Source organism: Falsiroseomonas oleicola (assembly GCF_019029495.1).
Lineage (GTDB): Bacteria > Pseudomonadota > Alphaproteobacteria > Acetobacterales > Acetobacteraceae > Falsiroseomonas > Falsiroseomonas oleicola.
The window spans coordinates 100,543-119,328 of record NZ_JAERQM010000002.1; the positions used below are offsets into that span (position 1 = coordinate 100,543).

The window sequence follows — 18,786 nt, forward strand, 5'->3', positions numbered from 1 at the left end:
TAACTTCCCATGGGTTTCAACTGCGGCATCGTCGGCCTGCCCAATGTCGGCAAGTCCACGCTTTTCAACGCGCTGACGGCCACCGCCAGCGCCCAGGCGGCGAATTATCCCTTCTGCACCATCGAGCCGAATGTCGGCCGCGTGGCGGTCCCGGACCCGCGCCTGGCGGTGCTGTCCAAGGTGGGCAAGTCGCAGAAGATCGTGCCGACCAGCCTGGAATTCGTCGACATCGCCGGCCTGGTGCGCGGCGCCTCCAAGGGCGAGGGGCTGGGCAACCAGTTCCTGGCGAACATCCGGGAGGTGGACGCCATCGTCCATGTGCTGCGCTGCTTCGAGGATGACGACGTCACCCATGTGGAGGGCAATGTCGATCCGGTGCGGGATGCCGAGACGGTCGAGACGGAGCTGATGCTCGCCGACCTGGACAGCCTGGAGAAGCGCGCCTACGGCCTGAACAAGCGCGCCCGCGGCGGCGACAAGGAGGCCAGCGCGCAGCTTGCGCTGATCGAGCCGATCCTGGCCGCCCTGACCGAGGGCCGCGCCGCCCGCACGGCGATCCCGAAGGGCGAGGAGGAGGCGGTGCGCCGGCTTCAGCTCATGACCAGCAAGCCCGTGCTCTACGTCTGCAATGTGGAGGAATCCTCCGCCGCCACCGGCAATGCGCATTCGGAAAAGGTCTTCGCGATGGCGAAGGCGCAGGGTGCCAAGGCGGTGATCGTCTCCGCCGCCATCGAGGCCGAGATCAGCATGATGGCCGAGGCCGACCGGGCCGAGTTCCTGGAAAGCCTCGGTCTCGGCGATAGCGGGCTCGATCGCATCATCCGCGCGGGCTACGAGCTACTCGGCCTGATCACCTACTTCACCGTGGGGCCGAAGGAGACGCGGGCCTGGACCATCACCCGCGGCACCAAGGCCCCGGGCGCGGCCGGCGTCATCCATGGCGATTTCGAGCGCGGCTTCATCGCCTGCGAGACCACCGCCTATGACGACTATACCAGCCTCGGCGGCGAGCAGGGCGCCAAGGAAGCCGGCAGGATGCGCGTCGAGGGCAAGGAATACGTGGTGAAGGACGGCGACGTCCTGCTGTTCCGCTTCAACGTTTGAAGATTTTCTTGTCCTCAGACGCCGGCGCGCGCATCCGCGCGCTTGGCTTCGTCACGCCGAAGGCGTGCCTTTGGCACGACGCATGAGCGGCGGCGCCCATTCGGGCGCTCGCCCGCCTGCGGCGGGCGCAGGTCGTGCTTCAGGAGATGCGGCATGATCCAGTCCTTCGAGATCTTCCTGGCCACCGCCCCCGGCCTGGAACCCCTGCTGTTCGAGGAAGTCCGCACCAAGGGTTTCAAGCGCCCCAAGGCGGTGCCGGGCGGCGTGACCATCGCGGGTGGCTGGCCGGAAGTCTGGCGCGCCAATCTCTGGCTGCGCGGCGCTGGGCGCGTGCTGGCGCGGATCGACAGTTTCCGGGCGGTGCATCTGGCGCAGCTCGACGCCAAGGCGCGGCGGGTGGACTGGGCCAGCGTGCTGCGCGCCGATGTGCCCTTCCGGGTGGAGGCGAGCTGCGCCGCATCCCGCATCTACCATTCCGGCGCCGCGGCGCAGCGGATCGAGACGGCGATTCGGGAGACGCTGGGCGCGAAGCCGTCGGAGGACGGCGTGCTGGTGATGGTCCGGCTGGAGAACGACCAGTGCACCATCAGCGTCGATACATCGGGGGAGCCGCTGCACAAGCGTGGCTACAAGGAAGCGATCAACCCGGCGCCGCTGCGCGAGACCATGGCCTCGCTGTTCCTGCAGGCCTGCGGCCATGACGGCACGGAGCCGGTGGTGGACCCGATGTGCGGCGCCGGCACCTTCGTCATCGAGGCGGCGGAGATCACCGCGCGGCTGAATCCCGGCCGGTCCCGCGCCTTCGCCTTTGAGCGCCTCGCGAGTTTCGACGACGCGGCCTGGCAGGCGATGCGCGCGGTGCGCCGCGCCCCGGCCTCGGCCGCGCGCTGCCATGGCCGGGACCGCGATGCGGGCGCCATCGCGATGAGCCGGGCCAATGCGGAACGTGCCGGCGTCGCCGAGAACACCGATTTCGCCCAGGCGCCGATCAGCGAGCTGACCCCGCCGGAAGGCCCGCCGGGCCTCGTCATGGTCAACCCGCCCTATGGCAGCCGGATGGGGGAGGGCACGGACCTCGCGCCCCTCTACGCCGCCTTCGGCCAGGTGATGCTGCGGCGCTTCGCCGGCTGGCGCGTCGGCATGGTGACCAGCGAGCCGAAGCTGGCCCATGCGACGCGGCTGCCCTTCCTGCCGAACACCGCGCCGGTGCCGCATGGCGGGCTGCGGGTCGCGCTGTACCGGACGCTGCCGCTGGCGTGATCAGCCGCCGCGGCGCGGCGCCCGCTTCCTGGCAGGGGGGGGCGGTGCGGCGTCGGGCATGGGCGCGGACATCGGCATCCGCATGGGCTGCATGGGCATCCCCATGGCTGGGGGCATCCCGCCCATTGGCGCAGACGGCATCGCTGCGCCCGGCATTGGCGCGGCGCGCATCTGCATGCCGTGCTCCGCCGCCATGGCTTCCACCTTCCGGCAATAGACATGGTAGAGCACGGTCATGATGTCCCGCACGGATTGGTCGCCGATGCGGTAGAAGATGTGATGCGCCGCGCGCCGCGTCTCCACCAGCTTCTCCTGCCGCAGCCGCGCTAGGTGCTGCGACAGGGCGGACTGGCTCAGTTCCAGCATCGCGGCGAGGTCGGAGACAGAGCGCTCGCCGAGCGCGAGCTCGCACATGATCATGATGCGCGTGCGGTTCGCCAATGTCCGCAGCAGCGCCGCCGCGGCATCGGCGCGCTGCGCCAGTTCGGCCAGATCCAGGGAGCGCTGGGTCTCGTCCACGATTTCCTTGCCCCTTACGACCGACGCTGCCCCATGGCGCGGCGGTTCAGCGTTGCATGCCCCATCTTACCACCGTCCGCGCCTCCAGCGTACGGAACACCACGCCTTCCATCAGCAATCCGATGACGATCACCGCCATCAGCCCGGCGAAGACCTCCGCCGTCTCCAGCGAATTGCGGCGCTCGAAGATGAACCAGCCGAGGCCGCCGGAGCCGGCGGAGACGCCGAAGACCAGCTCCGCCGCGATCAGCGTGCGCCAGGCGAAGGCCCAGCCGATCTTCAGGCCCGAGACGATGGATGGCAGCGCCGCCGGCACCAGGATCAGCAGGACGTAGCGGATGCCACGCAGCCCGTAATTCTGCCCGGCCATGCGCTGCGCATCCGGCACGGCGCGGAAGCCGGCCAGCGTGTTCAGCGCCACCGCCCAGAGCACGGAATGGACGATGACGAAGATGATGCTGCCGGAGCCCAGGCCGAACCACATCAGCGCCAGCGGCAGCAGCGCGATGGCCGGCAGCGGGTTGAACATGGCGGTCAGGGTGGAGAGCAGATCCGCGCCCCAGCGGCTGCCGATGGCCAGCGAGGTCAGCACCGCCGCGAGCAGGATGCCGACGGCATAGCCCATCAGCAGGATCTCCAGCGAGGTGCCGATGCGGTCCGGCAGCGTGCCATCCAGCATCAGCCGCAACAATGCCGCCGCCGTCTCGCCGAAGCTCGGGAACAGCAGCGGGTTGTCGTAGAGCCGCGCATTCAGCTCCCACAGCGCCGCGATGCAGACCAGCACGATGGCGCGCCGGAACCAGCCCTGCGCGGCCAGCCGCTGCGCGAAGGGCAGGGGGCGCACCACCGGCTCGGTGATGGCGCTGGCGGCGATGGGCGCTTCCTCACGTTCGGGACGCGCGGCGGTGGCGCGGCGCGGCGCGGTGGCGGACAGGCTCATGCGGGAACTTCCTCGACCGGCTCGGCGAAGAGCATGCTGTGGATGCGCTGGTGCAGGCGCTGGAATTCAGGGCTGCCCTGCTGCTGCTGGTCGAGCCCCGCCGCATCCAGCTCCGCCCGCACCCGGCCCGGATGCGGCGACAGCACCAGGATGCGGGAGCCGACGATGATCGCCTCCTCGATCGAATGCGTCACGAACAGCGCGGTGAAGCCGATGTCGTGCCACAGCGCCAGGAACTCCTCCTGCATCCGCCGCCGCGTCAGCGCATCCAGCGCCGCATAGGGCTCGTCCATCAGCAGGATGTCGGGCTTCATCGCCATGGCGCGGGCGATGGCGACGCGCTGCTTCATGCCGCCCGAGAGGGTATGCGGATAGGCATCGGCGAAGGCGGCCAGGCCGACCTTGGCGATATAGTGCCGCGCGCGCTCCTCCACCTCCCGCCCGCTGAGCCCGCCGCCGACCTTCATCGGGAAGGCGACATTGCCGAGCACGGTCTTCCAGGGCAGCAGCTGGTCGAATTCCTGGAAGACCATCATGCGGTCGGGGCCGGGCCGTTCCACCGGCCGGCCATGCAGCAGGATGCGGCCCTCCTCCGGCTTCAGGAAGCCGCCCACCGCCTTCAGCAGGCTGGACTTGCCGCAGCCGGAGGGGCCCAGCAGCACGAAACGGTCGCCATCCTGCACCTGGAAGCTGACGCGGGAGGTGGCGGTCACCTGCCGTTCCGGCGTGGTGAAGCGCAGGGTGACGCCCTGCACGTCGAGCAGCGGCGCGGCGCTTGCCTCAGCCATCGATCAGCCGCCCGCCCGGTCGTGCATATTGTCCCAGAACAGATCCTTGAAGCTGGGCGGCAGGGTGCGGATCTGGCCGCGGCGATGCATGAAGCTGACATAGGGCATCACGCCCATCGGCGTGGAGGTGAATTCCAGCACCGACTTGTCGCGGATCATCGCCTCCGTCTCCGCCAGGTCGATCCGCCCGGGATTGCTGCTGGCGTAGATCTCGGCGGCCCGGCGCGGCTCCTCGTTGATCAGCTGCATCGCATCCTCGATCGCCAGGGCGACGGCATCGAAGACCTTCGGATTGGCGTTGCGCCAGCGGCCGGTGTTGTAGAGCACGGCGCCCGCATGCGGCCCGCCCAGCACATCCTCCGACGAGATCACGCGGGTGATGCGGGAGTCCTTCGCCTCGTACCAGGCGAAGGGCATATTGGCGAAGTGGGAGGTGATCTCGGTCTGGCCGGAGAGCAGCGCCTGCATCGCCTCCGGATGCGGCATGGAGACGGTCTGGCGGTCCAGCCGGTCGAAGCCGCTTTCGCCGAAGGCCTTTTCGCAGGCCATCTGAAGCGTCAGCGCCTGGACCGAGATGCGCACCGCCGGCAGCGCGATGCGGCCCTTGCCGATGAGGCCCGCCAGATCGCGCACATCCGGCACCACTGTGTTGAGATGCAGCGGCGAATTGCCCATGGAGGCGATGGCCCGCACCTGCAGCGAGCTGCGCGTCTTGTCCCAGAGGTTGATCATCGGCGGCACGCCGCCGGAGATGAAATCCACCTGCCCCGCCAGCATCGCGTCGATCATGGCCGGGCCGCCGGTGATCTTCAGCAGTCGCGCCGCGACCGGCCCGACGCCGAGCTGGCGGGCTCTGCGGTCCACCAGGCCTTCCTTCACCATGACGGTGATCGGCAGGTAGCTGAGGCCGAAGCCCTCGGCGAAGCGCACCTCGCCGACTTCGGCGCGCGCCAGGCGCGGGGCAGCGAGGCTGAGCAGGCCGGCGGCGGTCAGCGCGCGTCGGGTCGTCGTCATCATGTGTCTCTCCCGCTGGAAGGGTGCTGCAGCGCTTCCTCGAGCTGGGCCAGTTGGTCCTGGCCCCAGAATATTTCCCCCGCGAGGGCGTAGGTCGGCGCGCCGAAGACGCCGGCGGCCAGCGCCTGGCGCGTATTGGCGTGCCATTCCTCCAGGATCGCGGGGCTGGTGGCGGCGGCGACCAGCGCCGCGCCATCGAAGCGGTCGGTGAATTCGGCCAGCATGTCGGGCGCGGCGATGTCGCGGTCGCGCAGCCAGCAGGCGGACATCACCCACTCGGCGATCGGGAAGGGGTCCCGCCCGGCCCGCTGCGCCGCGATGACGAGGCCCGCGCCCAATTCGCGGGAGACGCCATGGCAATGCGGGTCCAGCAGGATGGGAATGCCGCGGCGGCGACCCCAGCGCGCCAGCTCCACCAGGCGATAGACCTGCCGGGCCGGGGCGCGGTCCGGCAGCTTCAGCCCGCCGGTGGCGGCGAAGATCGGCTCCAGATTGACCGGGAGGTGCCGGACCTCCGCGTCGTGGCGCGCGGCGAGCGCCTGGAAGGCGGCATGGCCGAGGAAGGAGAAGGGGGAACCCAGGGAATAGAAATAGTCGATGCGCATGCCGCCTGCCTGCCATTGGGCTCGGCGGGCAGCCTGGAATGAATTAGAGAATTAGTAAATCCATAATGTTTGCGGATGTGGCTGCCCTACAGCCGCCAGCGCCGGTGCTGCCACAGCCACTGGCCCGGATATTCGCGCACCCAGCCCTCGACGATGTCGTTCACCTGCTGGGTCGCTGCCTGGATGTCGATCTGGCCCTTCGCGTCCCGCACGAGGTCCACGGCCTCCGTCAGTTCCAGCCGGAAGCGGCCGCCGGGCAGGCGGATGGCCCGCGCGCCGTGGATCGGGCAATCGAAGCGCCGGGCGAGGCGGGCCAGGATCGGGATGGCGCTGGCCTCGCGCCCCAGGAAGCGGATGCGCGGGCCGCGGCCGAAGCGCTGGTCCACCAGCATGCCGAGATGCATCCCCTCATCCAGCGCCTCCATCATGCGGATCGGCGCGGCGGGGCCGGCGGGGATCAGCGCGCCCATCACGCCGCGGCGCAGCGCCAGGATGTCGCGGGCGATGGCGGCGTTGTTGGGGGTGCGGTAGAGCGCCGCCGCCGGCAGGCCGTGACGCAGCGCGGCAACGGCGGGCAGTTCCCAATTCGCCAGGTGGGCGGCGAAGATGATGGCGGGCTTGCCGTCATCGCGCAGGCGCTCGAAGCGCGCCATGCTGTCGGCGTCCAGCTCGATGCGGCCGGTATTCGGATTCTCCGGATCGAAATCCCAGAGATCGCCGAGATGCACATATTCGCTGGCGGTGCGGCCGAGATTCGCCCAGCTCTCGCGCAGGATCGCGGCGCGTTCGGCGGCGGTCTTCTCGGGAAAGGCCGCGTCGATATTCTCGCGCGCGATCCGGTTGGCGGAGGTCAGCGGGCCGAGGGTTCGCGCCACCGCGGCGCCGATGCGCCCCGCGCGGTCCGGCCCCAGCGCGCGAATCAACGCGAAGCCGCCCCGGACCAGGGCGGCCAGCGTTTCGTCCGCGGCGCGTTTCAGCGCGGCCTTCATGGAAACCGGCAAAAAATCAGAACTTCACCACGATCTTGCCGAAGACGCGGCGCGATTCCAGCCGCTCCAGGCCTTCCGTGAAGCGTTCCAGCGGCACCACGGTGTCCAGCACCGGCAGGATGCCCTGCGACATCTTGCCCAGCGCATCGCCGACGTTGCGGATGGCGCAGCCGAAACTCCCAAAAATGCGGAGCTGGCGCTGGAAGATCATCATCAGGTTCGTCTCGGCCGAGACGCCGGAGGTGCTGCCGCAGGTCACCAGCCGCCCACCTGGGCGCAGCGACAGCAGCGATCCCGCCCAGGTGGTCGCGCCCACATGCTCGAACACCACATCGACGCCGCGCTTGCCCGTCACCCGGCGCGCCACCGTCGAAAAGTTCTTGTCGGTGTAGTTCACCACATGGTCGGCGCCGAGCGCCTGCGCCTTGGCGCATTTCTCGTCATCGCCGGCCGTGGCGATCACGGTGCAGCCATGGGCCTTGGCGACGCGGATGGCCACCGAGCCGATGCCTGACCCCGCAGCCTGGATCAGGATGGTCTCGCCCGGCTTCAACTGCGCATTGTCGAACAGCATGTGCTCGACGGTGCCAAAGGTGACGGTGGCGCAGGCCGCTTCCTCGAAAGGCACGTTTTCCGGCACGCGCACCAGCAGCCGCGCCGGCACATTCGCCAGTTCGCGCGCGAAGCCGTCGATATGGAAGCCGGCGACGCCGGAGACGTTCTCGCAGAAATTGTCGCGGCCTTCGCGGCAGGCGGCGCAATGGCCGCAGGTGCGGGCGCCATAGGGCACGGCGCGGTCGCCGGCCTTCCAGCCGCTGACGCCGGCGCCGACGGCCACCACCTCGCCCGACGCCTCCGCGCCCACCGCCAGCGGCAGCGTCCGCTGGGCGAAGGCCATGCCGCGCCAGCCCCAGACGTCGATATGGTTCAGCGAGACGGCGCGGATGCGAAGCTGCACCTCGCCCTCGGCGGGCGGCGGCGGCGGTTCGATATCCTCCAGCCGCAGGTCACGGTCGCCATGCAGGCGGAGCGCGCGCATCAGCCGGGCTCCCCGCTCAGCACCAGGCACACATTCTGCCCGCCGAAGCCAAAGCTGTTGGACATCACATGGGTGACCTTCGCGGCGCGGGCGACATTCGGCACCACGTCCAGCGTGATCGCCGGGTCCGGCTCGTCATGGTTGATGGTGGGCGGCAGCATCTGGTCGCGGATCGCCAGCAGGCTGAAGGCGGCCTCGATGGCGCCCGCGGCCGACAGCGTATGGCCGATCATGGATTTGTTGGAGGAGATCGGCGGCGCCTGCTCGCCGAAAACGGCGCGCATGGCGAGGTTCTCCATCTTGTCGTTCTCCGGCGTGCCGGTGCCGTGGGCATTGACGTAGGAAATGTCGTCCGGCGTCAGCCCGGCATCGGCGATGGCATTGCGCATGGCCTGGATCACCGCGCTGCCATTGGGGTTTGAGCGGGTACGGTGGAAACTGTCCGACTTCTCGCCGGCGCCGCGCACCACGCCCAGGATGCGCGCCCCGCGCGCACGGGCATGGGAAAGGCTTTCCAGCACCAGGCAGGCGGCGCCCTCGCTCATCACGAAGCCGCCGCGGGTCTTCTCGAAGGGGCGGGAGGCGGCGGTGGGGTCCTCGTTGCGGGTCGACAGGGCCGAGAGCAGGGAGAAGCGGATCAGCGCCTCCGGCTGCACCGTGCCGTCCGCGCCGATGGCCAGCGCCGCCTGGGTCTCGCCGCGCTGGATCGCCTCGACGCCGAGCTGGATGGCGGAGGCACCGGTGGCGCAGGCGGTGGTGACGGCGATGGGCGAACCGCGCGTGCCGAAACGGGCGGCGAGATGCTCGCCGACGCTGGCGAAGGCGGCCGTCTCATACAGCGCCGTCCAGCCGGTGGCCGCTTCCGTCAGATCCGGATAGGCGACGGCGGCCGGGGCCAGGCGGCGGGCGAGTTCGAAGCGGTGCGGCCATTCGACCTCGACCGGCGGCATGCCCAGCATCAGTGGGCCGGGGAAGGCGCCATCGGCGCCGAGGCCGGATTCGGCCAGGGCTTCCTCGGCCGCCATCACCGCCATGCGCATGACGCGGGGGGTGGCGGTCAGCGGCGCGCCCTCCGCCTCCTCCGGCAGGTCGACCGTGCCGGCGATGGTGGTGCGCAGGTGGTCGGTGGGGAAGCGGGTGATGCGGCGGATGCCGGAAGTGCCGGCCAGCAGCGCCGCCCAGTTCTGCGCGACGCCGAAGCCCAGTGGCGTGACCAGGCCGATGCCGGTGACGGCGACGATCGGGCGGCCGGCGTGATCCAGGAAAGCGCTCACGCCTGTTCCTCCGCCGGGATCGCCCGCAGATGGGCCAGGGCCTCGCCGCGCCAGGCGCCGAAGCCGGTCACCAGCAGGTCGCGGGCGGGTTCGGTCATCGGGGCTTCGGCGTCTTCCAGCGCGGGCGGCGTCAGCCCCTCGGCCAGCATCAGCGCGCCCAGGGCGAGGCTGGCGGGGAAGCTGGCCTCCACGCCCCAGCCGAGCCGGCTGCCGGCGGCGCGCAGCGTGACCTCCCGGCCAAGCCCGGCGAGGAATTCCCGCTCCGCCGCCAGGGGCGCGGCGAGGCCGGTGGCGCCGGACAGCACGGTGAGCGGGCCTTCCGGCAGGTCCAGCCGCGCCAGCGCGCGGCCGGCGGCGGCGCCGGAAGTGTCGGTGGCGCTGCGGCGTGCCTGTTCGCAGGCGACGCCCATCACCTGGGCGAGGCCCCGGGCGCCGCGGGCGCGGGCGCTGCCAGCGGTCTCCAGCACCAGGAAGGCGCCGAGCGTGCCGGGAATGGCGCCGGGCGCCGCCGCGCGGGCGAAGACCGGGGCGTAGCCGCCCCGGCGCAGCAGCCCGCCCGCATGATACAGCACCAGCAGGTCCCAGCGCGGGGCGATGAAGGCGCCGCCGACCAGGGCCGACTGGCCGCGGCCTTCGGCCAGACGCGCGGCGGCGATGCGCACCGCCTCCGCCCCCGCCTGTTCCTCCCCCATCAGGGTGCGGGAGGCGCCGGTGACGCCGTGGACGATGGAGACATTGCCGGCCAGCAGGTTCGAAAGCTGCGCCAGGAACAGGGTCGGCCGCAGCCCGCCGGCCAGCAGGCTGTTGAGCATGGTGGCCGCTTCCGGCGGCGGCAGGCCGGCCAGCGCGGCCAGCACATTCTCATCCAGGCCCATGTCGCGCTCGCCGCCGCCGGCGGCGATCAGCAGGTCCATCTCCGCCACCAGGGGGCGGGCGCCGGCATCGTCCAGGGCCAGGCCGGCGGCATAGGTGCCGAGGCGCTGCCAGGGCTCCATCTGCCGCTGGTCACCCTTCTTCGGGATCTGGCGGTCCAGTTCCAGCATCGGCGAGGGATGCAGCGGGAAGGGGGCGTGGCTTTCGGCATCGACCGGCGGCGGCGCGGTGCCGGCCAGCAGTGCCGCATGGGTGGCGCGGCCCTCGCCGGCGGCGGAAACCAGCCCGATGCCGGTGATCCAGATCGGCTCCTGCGCCATCTCAGCCATGCCCCGATCCATCATATCCGGGCAGGCCGATGCGCCGGGCGGTTTCGGTCATGGCCTGGCGCAGCGGCTCGGCGGGAAAATCCATGATCCGGAAGGTCAGCTCGGCATCGGCCACGCGCTTGCCGTCGGACAGGATGCGGGCGCTGGCGACGGCGTAGCCGGAGCCGTCATGGGTGCGCGTCGCTTCCACCACCAGCGGTGCGCCGGGGCCGACGAAGCCGCGGAAATTGGCGCCGTTGACCTTCAGCAGGAAGGGCATGCGTTGCAGCTTCTCGATCGACAGCAGCAGCCAGCCGGCGGTCTGGGCCATGGTCTCCACCAGCAGCACGCCGGGGACGATGGCGTAGCCGGGGAAATGGCCCTCGAAGACCGGGCTGGCCTCCGGCACCCGGCTTTCGACCGTGATCCGGTCCGCGTCGAGCGTCACCACGCGATCGACCATCTGGAAATATTCCAGCCGCATCGCCTGTGCCCCCGTCTCCCCCTCGAACGCCTGGCCTCAGGCCTTGGCCTGCTTGGCGGCCACCAGCTCCTCGATCCGCTGGGCGAGGTTGCCCATGACGAAATACTTCTCGGCCGGCGCGGTGCCGGCATTCACTTCCTGCGTCCAGCTTTCCACCGGCACCTTGATGCCGAAGGCCTTGTCGATGGCGAAGACGATGTCGAGGAAGTCCAGGCTGTCGATGCCCAGGTCATTGATGACATGCGCGCCCGGCGTGATGCTGTCGCGCGCCACTTCGCTGTTCTCGGCGATGATGTCGGCGATCTGGTCGAAAACCGGGGTTGTCATGGCGAACAGGCTCCGGGGGCGATGGCGGAAGCGCGCCTCTTCGCCCGAACCGGCCGCCTTGTCCAGCGCCGAGCAGTTTCAGACCCGGCCGAGAAAGGCCAGGACCGCCGTATTGAACTGTTCCGGCTGCTCCATCGGCACGGAATGACCGGCATCGGCGATGGCCACCACCTTCGCCTGCGGCACATGCCGCAGCCAGCGCGCCATCAGCGTCGGCGGCGCATAGAGATCGGCGCTGGCGGTGATGGCCAGCATGGGCAGGCGGATCGCCGCGATCTTGGCGAAGGTGTTGGGGGTGCGGAGCGAGGGCTGGGTCGGCGCGTCCTTCTGCTTCGCCACCTCCTGCGCATGGGCCCAGGCTTCGGTCCGCTCGGGATGCAGGGCGCGGAAGGAGGGGCCGATCTCGCGGAAGCTCTCGGGCAATTGCCGGAAGCCGTCGAACAGCACGTTCCGGGTCAGTTGCTCCATTTCGGGCTCGGAGAAGGCGCCGGTGCTGGCGGCGACGGTCAGGCTGCGCAGCCGGTCCTGCCGCCAGCCGGCATAGTCCAGCGCGATGAAGCCGCCACCGGCGACGCCCAGAAGGTGGAAGGGCGGCAGGTTCAGGTGGTTGGCCAGCGCGTCCAGATCCTCCGCCACGCTGCCCGGCTGCGGGCCGGTGGCGGGGTCGGCCAGGCTGTTGCCCCAGAAGCGGCGGTCGAAGGCGATCACGCGGTGGCCGGCGGCGGTGAAGGCGGCGAATTGCGGCTCCCAGCTCGCGCTGGTGCCGGTATTGGCGTGCAGCAGCACGATGGGCGCGCCCGTGCCTCCATTGGGACCGCCGCTGTCGCGGTAGCAGAGGCTGACGCCGGGCAGCGCGGCCTGGCGGGGCGGTGGGGTGGCGGGGCCGGCAAGGCTCATGGTTGGGGCGTCTCCTTGGCGGAAAGGTTAGTCCTGTGACCTATTTCCTGTCGAGCCAGGGCCGCCCCATCTGGCCGCGCCCGCCCGCCGGCGGTAGCTTCGGCGGGACGGAATCAAGGGAAGGAACCGCATCCATGGGCAAGCGCATCGCCATCATCGGGGCCGGCGCGGTCGGCGGCTATGCCGGCGCGTATATGGTCCAGGCCGGCGAGGATGTGACCTTCGTCGACATGTGGCCGGAGAATGTGGAGGCGATCCGCAGCACCGGGCTGCGCATCAGCCACATCAAGGACGTGCCCGAATTCACCGTGAAGGCGCGCGCTTTGCACCTGACCGAGTTGCAGTCCGTGGCGCGGCAAAAACCCTTCGACATCGCCTTCATCTGCGTGAAGTCCTACGACACCGACTGGGCGACGCTGATGGTGCGGCAGTACCTGGCGCCGGATGGCTATGTGGTCAGCCTGCAGAACTGCATGAATGAGGAAACCATCGCCGGCCTCGTCGGCTGGGGCCGCACGCTGGGCTGCATCGCCAGCTCCATCACCGTGGAACTCGCCGCCCCCGGCCATGTGAAGCGCGCCTCCGGCAAGGGCGGCGCGGCGCATACGGTCTACCGGGTGGGGGAGGTGCATGGCCGCATCACCGACCGGGCGAAGGAGGTGGCGCGGCTGACCGCGCTCTCCGACAGCACGCTGGTCACCAACAACCTGTGGGGCGAACGCTGGTCCAAGCTGGTGACCAATGTGATGGGCAATGGCATTTCGGCCGCCACCGGCCTCATCAGCCGCGACGTGCTGCTGGACGACCGGCTGCGCCATTTCACCGCCCGGCTGGGCAGCGAGGCGATCCGCCTCGGCCAGGCGCTGGGCTATGGGCTGGAGGAGATCCTGCATCTCGACCCCGAGCTGATCGCCCGCGCGGGTGAAGGCGATGCGGAAGCCGTCGCCGGCTACGACAAGGCGCGGCTCGCGGAGGCCAACAAGCCGGGCGGCGCGGCGGGGCACCGGCCTTCCATGGGCCAGGACATGGTGAAGGGGCGGCGGACGGAGATCGAATACCTGAACGGTTTCATCGCCACCCAGGCCGCGCCGCTCGGCCTGGCGACGCCCGCCAATGCGGCATTGACCGCCCTGGTGCAGCGGATCGAGCGCGGCGAGATCGCGCCCGACCCGGCGCATATCCACGCCCTGCGGCTGAACTGAGGGCCGCGCCGCGCGTTGGGGGGGCAGAGGAGGACCGAGCATGGACAGCAACGAGATGCACCGCGCCGTCACCCAGGCCCGCCGTGGCGCCCCGACCCGGGCGGCGCTCGAAACCCTTCGGCGAGGCGAACGCGACGAACCCGCCGCGACGGCCGAAAGCTGCCTGCGGCAGGGCCAGGATCCGGAGCGGCGGCTGGAGCCGTTGCGCCGGGGGGCGCCGCCTCACCAGGCATAGGCGACTCCACCGCCGCCGCGCGGATCGGCGCCGCCGGTCGGCACGCCGTCCCGCAGCAGGATGGCGTGCGCCCGGCTCATGCCCGGGTCGTAGGAGAGCGGCGAATGCCGCACCTCATGGCCCAGCTCGCGCAGCGCCTGCACCACATCCGCCTGCACCCTGGCCTCACAAAACACGGGGCCGGCCTCGCAATGGATGCGGGGGAAGGAGACGGCCTCGACGGCACTCATGCCGAAGTCGATGGCATTGACGATCGTGGTCAGCACGGCGGAGATGATGACGCTGCCGCCGGGCGCGCCGACGATCATCCAGGGCCTGTCATCCTTGAAGACCAGGGTGGGCACCATGCCGGTGGTGCGCGCCTTGCCCGGCGCCATGCTGTTCGGGCGGCCCGGCCGCATGTCGAACAGCTTCATCGCATTGTTCCAGTTGAAGCCGAGGCCCGGCGTGACCACCCCCGCCCCGGTGCCCAGCGTATGCGTCAGCGACACACAATTGCCGGCCGCATCCCAGACGGAGAGATGCGTGGTGCAGGAGGGTGGCGCGGCCACGCCGCCGCCGGGCATCCAGCCTTCCCGGATCTTCGCCGCCCAGCGCGCGGCGCGGTCCTTCGAGATCATCTCCTCCACCGGCACGTCATGGAATTCGGGGTCGGCCAGCATCGCCTCCCGGTCCTCATGTGCCGCCGCCATGGCGCGGGCCACCAGATCGTAATGCCGCGCGCTGCCGGGATGGGTCGCGGAGAGGTCGAAATTCTCCAGGATATTGAGCATGGCGATCAGCACCGCGCCGGAGCCGGGCGGAGGGTTCGAGGCGATGCGATGGCCGCGATAGCTGCCGATGACGGGTGCGCTTTCCCGCACCCGGTAGCCCGCGAGGTCCGCCGCCGTGACGAAGGCGCCCTGCGCGGCGAAGTCCTCGGCGATGCGCGCGGCGATCCCGCCGCTGTAGAAATCCGCGGCGCCGTGCCGTGCCAGCCGTTCCAGCGTGGCTGCCATCTCCGGATGGCGGAGCGTCTCCCCCACCTCATGCAGCCTGCCATCCGGCCGCAGATACAGCGCGGCGCAGGCCGGGGTGGTGGAAACCCGGGAAAGTCCGTCCGGCAGGCCGGGCTGGGGCTTGCGGGAGAGGAAGTCGCGGAAGAAGGGGGTCACCGTCACCCCCTCCCGCGCCATGCGGATCGCCGGTTGCAGCAGATCGGCCCAGTCGCGGGTGCAGAAGGTGGCATGCAGATGCGCCAGGCCGGCGACGGTACCGGGGGTCATGATGGCCTGGTAGCCGAGTTCCGCCCGGTGGTCGTCGAACAGCGCATAGCCGGAAATCTCCGACCTTCCCTGGCTGTCGGCGGCCCACATCGCGGGCGTCACGCCGGCCCCGGCGCGGGCGTGGAAGTCGATCATGCCATGGCGGCCGCCGGCCGCCTCGAAGAATTGCAGCGTGCCCATGCCGCCCAGCCCGCACATGAAGGGGTCCTGAAGCATCTGGCAGAAGGCGGCGGCCAGGGCGGCGTCGAAGGCATTGCCACCCTCCCGCAGCACGGCCGCCCCGGCATCGGCCGCACGCGGCTGCGGGCAGACGACGAGGCCCTTGAGTCCGGACATGGCGCTTTCCCTTGCTGTGCCTCGCAAGGCTGCACCGGGGCGCGCGGGGGCGGAACCCGGGCGGCGTGGTTTTGACAGGACTTTTCCAGGCTGGTTTCATCCCCCCTTGAACCAGGAAGTGGATCCAGTGATGCAGATCAACCGCCGCACCCTCCTCGGCGCCGCCACCCTGCTGCCCCTCGCCGCCCAGGCCCAAGGCCGCTATCCCGACCGGCCGATCCGCCTGGTCGTGCCCTTCGCCGCCGGCGGCATCATCGATGTGGTGGCGCGCCTGGTGGCGGAGCCGCTGTCGCGGGAACTCGGCCAGCCCGTGGTGGTGGAAAACCAGCCCGGCGCCGGCTCCACCATCGGTGCCCGCACCGTCGCCCGCGCCCGGCCGGATGGCCATACGCTGCTGCTGAACGGCGCCGCGCATCCGGTGATCCCGGCGCTCTACAAGGAGGCCGGCTTCGACAATGTGGCGGACTTCGCCCCGGTCGGGCTGGTCGGCGACCAGTCCTTCCTGGCCTGCCTGCATCCCTCCGTCCCCGTCACCGATGTGCCCAGCCTGCTGGCCTGGCTGCGGGAGAAGCGCGGCCAGGCGACCTTCGCCACCACCGGCATCGGCGCGGCCTCCCACCTCGCGGGTGAGCTGCTGAAAAGCCTGGCGAATGTGGATTTCACCGTGGTGACCTATCGCGGCACCCCGGCGGCGGTGACGGATTTCATCGCCGGGCGGATCGACATGATGATCGACAGCCAGACCCTGCTGGCGCCCTTCGTGGCGGATGGCAAGGCGCGGGCCGTGGCGGTGACCACCACGCGCCGGTCGCGCATGTTCCCCGACCTGCCGACCTTCGCGGAAGCGGGCATCACCGGCTACCGCGCCTCCTCCTTCCAGTCGCTCTATGCCCCGGCCGGGACGCCGGAGCCGATCATCGCCACGCTGTCGGCCGCGCTTCTGAAGGTGCTGGCCGACCCGGCGGTGCAGGCCAGCTTCGTCGATCGCGGGGTGGACCCGATGCCGGGCGACCCGGCGGCGGCGCGGGCCTTCCTGAAGGCGGAGGCTGACAAATGGCTGCCGATCCTGGCCCGCACCGGTGCGAGCGCCGGTTGATGGAAAGGCTGGTCCTGATCGAGCCCTTCCGGGCGATCTTCTACGCGCCCTACTACGTGGCCCTGGAACGCGGCTGCTTCACGGCGGAAGGCATCGAGATGATGCTGGAGACCGCCGGCACGCCGGATGCCGCCGCCGGCCGCCTGCTGGATGGCAGTGCCGACCTCGCCTGGTCCGGCCCGATGCGGCCCATGCTGGAACGCAGCCGCGACGCTGCCAGCCCGCTGCGCAGCTTCGGCGCGGCGGTGATGCGCGACCCCTTCCTGCTGATGGGGATGGGCGCGCGACCCGACTTCAGCCTTTCCGACCTCGCCACGATGCGCGTCGCCATTCCATCCGAAGTGCCGACCCCCTGGTGGTGCCTGATGCACGACCTGCGCCTGGCCGGCATCGACCCCGCCGCCTGCCCGGGCCATGTCCGCATGCCGATGCCCGAAGGGGCCAGGGCGCTGCTGGCCGGCGAGGTCGATGCGGTGATGCTGTTCGAGCCGATGGCGGCGGCGCTGGAGGAACAGGGGGCGAGCCAGTGGTACGCCGCCGCCAGCCGCGGCCCCACCGCCTATTCCGCGCTCTATGCCACCACCACCCGCATCGCGGAGAAGCATGCCGCCTTCACCGCCGTGGTGCGGGCGCTCGGCGTGGCCAAGGACTGGCTGCGGGATGCGGAGGATGCCGCGATCGTGGAGGTGCTGGCGCCGCGCTTCGCGGATGTGGAAGGGCGGCACCTGGCCCGGGCCGTGGCCCGCTATCGCGGCCTCGACCTCTGGGGCGGCACCACCCATCTGCCGGAGGCGGCGCTGGACTGGCTGGCGGCGGCGATGATCTCCTCCGGCGCCATGGCCCATCATCCCGGCTACGAGTCCTGCATCGACCGCAGCCTGGACCTCGTCGGACCGCGGGGCTGAATGGGTTCACAACCCTGGCGCCGGCGCGGATGATCCGGGCCTGACCGCGGCCCGGTGGCCGCGGCGGTTGGGGGGATATCGAACCGGATGCGACGCGGCCAGGCCTGGACACTTCTGCTGGTCGCGCTCGGCGCCATGTTCTTCCAGCAGACCTTCGCCGCGCTCGGGCGCAACCTGATCTCGGTCATCGCGCCGGCCATCCTGCAGGACCTGGCGCTCGATCCGGCCTGGCTCGGCGTCTATGTCGGGATCGGGGCGGCGGGGTCGCTGCTGTTCCAGCTCGGCTGCGGCAGCTTCATCATCCGCCATGGCGCGCTGCGTATCAGCCAGATGGCGCTGCTGATGCTGGCGGTGGGGCTGGTGGTGGCGACCGCCGGATCGCTGGCCTTCTTCGCCATCTCCGCCCTGATCGGGGCCGGCGGGGCGGCGGTCTCCACCCCCGCCAGTTCGCATCTGCTCGGCCGCTATTCGCCGCCGCGCTACGCGCCGCTGGTGTTTTCCATCAAGCAGACGGCGGTGCCGGCCGGGCTGCTGCTGGCCGGGCTGCTCGGGCCGCTGCTGACCGGATGGTGGGGCTGGCGCGGCGCGCTGCTGACCTCCGCCGCCGCCTGCCTGGTTCTGGCGGTGCTGCTGCAGCCGCTGCGGGCGGAATTCGACGCCGACCGCGTGCCATCCCGCAGCTTCCGGCTTTCCGACTTCCAAACCACCCTGGCGGTGGTGATGCGCGACCGGCCGCTGTTCAAGCTCGCCTTGGCCTGCTTCGTCTTCAACGGCATGCAGACCGTCTTCATGTCCTATTTCGTGGTCTACCTGACGGCGCTGGGGCATGAGCTGGCGGTGGCCGGGATGGTGTTCTCGGTGGCGACGCTGATCGCCGTGCCGGGGCGCATCCTGTGGGGCTGGGCCGGCAGCGTGCTGACCAGCCCGCGCGTGGTGATGGGCGTGCTGGCGCTGGGCATGGCGGCCAGCTTCCTGTTCGCCGGCCTGTCCGGGCCGGGCTGGTCGCTGGTGGCGCTGGGCCTGGTCGGGGTGGGGCTGAGCGCCACGGCGCTGTCCTGGAACGGCGTGCTGCTGGCGGAGGCGGCACGGCTGGCGCCGAAGGGCATGATGGGGGCGGCGACCGGTGGCGTGCTGTCCTTCGGCCAGCTCGGCGCGCTGCTGATGCCGCTGGTCTTCGCCGCGGCGCTGGGGCTGAGCGGCGGCTATGTGCTGGGCTACCTGATCTGCGCGGTGCCCTCGCTCGCCTGCGGGCTGATGCTGCTGCGTGGCGGGCTGCGGGAGCGGCCGCAGGCGTAAACGCCCCGCGGGGGCGCAACCCGGCCCGCT

At 70.7% G+C, this 18,786-nt stretch carries 20 protein-coding genes; 7 read left to right on the forward strand and 13 right to left on the reverse strand.

Annotation, left to right across the window (positions count from 1 at the left end; translation table 11 throughout):
• Positions 1 to 9: 9 nt before the first annotated feature.
• Positions 10 to 1,104 (forward strand): redox-regulated ATPase YchF, encoded by a 1,095-nt coding sequence (gene ychF, locus JJQ90_RS07465; protein ID WP_216874016.1) that lies wholly within the window; start codon positions 10 to 12, stop codon positions 1,102 to 1,104.
• Positions 1,105 to 1,257: 153 nt separating this feature from the next.
• On the forward strand, positions 1,258 to 2,364 hold the full coding sequence (locus JJQ90_RS07470; RefSeq protein ID WP_216874017.1) for a THUMP domain-containing class I SAM-dependent RNA methyltransferase: 1,107 nt from the start codon (positions 1,258 to 1,260) through the stop codon (positions 2,362 to 2,364).
• Here the strand turns inward: JJQ90_RS07470 and JJQ90_RS07475 are convergent, their stop codons facing one another.
• The 12 genes from JJQ90_RS07475 to JJQ90_RS07530 all read right to left on the reverse strand — a co-directional run bounded on the left by JJQ90_RS07475 (position 2,365) and on the right by JJQ90_RS07530 (position 12,421).
• Positions 2,365 to 2,883: an ArsR/SmtB family transcription factor gene (locus JJQ90_RS07475; RefSeq protein WP_329959400.1), complete on the reverse strand. Its 519-nt coding sequence runs from the start codon at positions 2,881 to 2,883 to the stop codon at positions 2,365 to 2,367.
• A gap of 46 nt (positions 2,884 to 2,929) precedes the next feature.
• Positions 2,930 to 3,823: an ABC transporter permease gene (locus JJQ90_RS07480; RefSeq protein ID WP_216874018.1), complete on the reverse strand. Its 894-nt coding sequence runs from the start codon at positions 3,821 to 3,823 to the stop codon at positions 2,930 to 2,932.
• Positions 3,820 to 4,611: an ABC transporter ATP-binding protein gene (locus JJQ90_RS07485; protein ID WP_230410475.1), complete on the reverse strand. Its 792-nt coding sequence runs from the start codon at positions 4,609 to 4,611 to the stop codon at positions 3,820 to 3,822. Before JJQ90_RS07485 ends, JJQ90_RS07480 begins: the two co-directional genes overlap by 4 nt.
• 3 nt (positions 4,612 to 4,614) lie before the next feature.
• Entirely contained in the window at positions 4,615 to 5,628 is a 1,014-nt protein-coding gene (locus tag JJQ90_RS07490; RefSeq protein WP_216874019.1) for an ABC transporter substrate-binding protein, read from the reverse strand.
• Positions 5,625 to 6,230, reverse strand: coding sequence for a 2-hydroxychromene-2-carboxylate isomerase (locus JJQ90_RS07495; RefSeq protein WP_216874021.1), 606 nt, complete (start codon positions 6,228 to 6,230; stop codon positions 5,625 to 5,627). Before JJQ90_RS07495 ends, JJQ90_RS07490 begins: the two co-directional genes overlap by 4 nt.
• Positions 6,231 to 6,316: 86 nt before the next feature.
• The gene (locus JJQ90_RS07500) at positions 6,317 to 7,219 is read right to left on the reverse strand and encodes a lipid A biosynthesis lauroyl acyltransferase (RefSeq protein ID WP_216874023.1); all 903 of its coding nucleotides are present in this window, start codon (positions 7,217 to 7,219) and stop codon (positions 6,317 to 6,319) included.
• Between the two features lie 16 nt (positions 7,220 to 7,235).
• Entirely contained in the window at positions 7,236 to 8,258 is a 1,023-nt protein-coding gene (locus JJQ90_RS07505; RefSeq protein WP_216874025.1) for a zinc-binding dehydrogenase, read from the reverse strand.
• Positions 8,258 to 9,532 (reverse strand): beta-ketoacyl-ACP synthase, encoded by a 1,275-nt coding sequence (locus JJQ90_RS07510; protein ID WP_329959401.1) that lies wholly within the window; start codon positions 9,530 to 9,532, stop codon positions 8,258 to 8,260. The genes JJQ90_RS07505 and JJQ90_RS07510 overlap by 1 nt, the downstream gene beginning before the upstream one ends.
• A complete protein-coding gene (locus JJQ90_RS07515; RefSeq protein WP_216874027.1) occupies positions 9,529 to 10,734 on the reverse strand; it encodes a beta-ketoacyl-ACP synthase in 1,206 nt (401 codons plus the stop codon). The genes JJQ90_RS07510 and JJQ90_RS07515 overlap by 4 nt, the downstream gene beginning before the upstream one ends.
• Positions 10,727 to 11,197 (reverse strand): 3-hydroxyacyl-ACP dehydratase FabZ family protein, encoded by a 471-nt coding sequence (locus JJQ90_RS07520; protein WP_216874029.1) that lies wholly within the window; start codon positions 11,195 to 11,197, stop codon positions 10,727 to 10,729. The genes JJQ90_RS07515 and JJQ90_RS07520 overlap by 8 nt, the downstream gene beginning before the upstream one ends.
• A gap of 36 nt (positions 11,198 to 11,233) precedes the next feature.
• Positions 11,234 to 11,524, reverse strand: a complete 291-nt coding sequence (locus tag JJQ90_RS07525) for an acyl carrier protein (RefSeq protein ID WP_216874031.1) — start codon at positions 11,522 to 11,524, stop codon at positions 11,234 to 11,236.
• A 78-nt stretch (positions 11,525 to 11,602) separates the two neighbouring features.
• The gene (locus JJQ90_RS07530) at positions 11,603 to 12,421 is read right to left on the reverse strand and encodes an alpha/beta fold hydrolase (RefSeq protein ID WP_216874034.1); all 819 of its coding nucleotides are present in this window, start codon (positions 12,419 to 12,421) and stop codon (positions 11,603 to 11,605) included.
• Positions 12,422 to 12,555: 134 nt separating this feature from the next.
• On the opposite strand from JJQ90_RS07530, the gene JJQ90_RS07535 reads away from it, so the two are divergent.
• Positions 12,556 to 13,623, forward strand: a complete 1,068-nt coding sequence (locus JJQ90_RS07535; RefSeq protein ID WP_216874036.1) for a ketopantoate reductase family protein — start codon at positions 12,556 to 12,558, stop codon at positions 13,621 to 13,623.
• Positions 13,624 to 13,663: 40 nt separating this feature from the next.
• Positions 13,664 to 13,858 (forward strand): hypothetical protein, encoded by a 195-nt coding sequence (locus JJQ90_RS07540; RefSeq protein ID WP_216874038.1) that lies wholly within the window; start codon positions 13,664 to 13,666, stop codon positions 13,856 to 13,858.
• Here the strand turns inward: JJQ90_RS07540 and ggt are convergent.
• Positions 13,846 to 15,459 (reverse strand): gamma-glutamyltransferase, encoded by a 1,614-nt coding sequence (gene ggt / locus JJQ90_RS07545; protein ID WP_216874040.1) that lies wholly within the window; start codon positions 15,457 to 15,459, stop codon positions 13,846 to 13,848. The two genes, JJQ90_RS07540 and ggt, sit on opposite strands and share 13 nt — an antisense overlap.
• Positions 15,460 to 15,589: 130 nt before the next feature.
• Here ggt and JJQ90_RS07550 point away from each other — a divergent pair, with 130 nt between their 5' ends.
• The 3 genes from JJQ90_RS07550 to JJQ90_RS07560 all read left to right on the forward strand — a co-directional run bounded on the left by JJQ90_RS07550 (position 15,590) and on the right by JJQ90_RS07560 (position 18,756).
• Positions 15,590 to 16,555 (forward strand): Bug family tripartite tricarboxylate transporter substrate binding protein, encoded by a 966-nt coding sequence (locus tag JJQ90_RS07550; RefSeq protein ID WP_216874042.1) that lies wholly within the window; start codon positions 15,590 to 15,592, stop codon positions 16,553 to 16,555.
• Positions 16,555 to 17,460 carry an ABC transporter substrate-binding protein gene (locus tag JJQ90_RS07555; protein WP_216874044.1) on the forward strand — a complete coding sequence of 302 codons (906 nt, stop codon included), beginning with the start codon at positions 16,555 to 16,557 and terminating at the stop codon, positions 17,458 to 17,460. The genes JJQ90_RS07550 and JJQ90_RS07555 overlap by 1 nt, the downstream gene beginning before the upstream one ends.
• An 87-nt stretch (positions 17,461 to 17,547) precedes the next feature.
• Complete coding sequence (locus JJQ90_RS07560) at positions 17,548 to 18,756, forward strand: MFS transporter (protein WP_216874046.1); 1,209 nt, start codon at positions 17,548 to 17,550, stop codon at positions 18,754 to 18,756.
• The last annotated feature ends 30 nt before the right edge of the window (positions 18,757 to 18,786 follow it).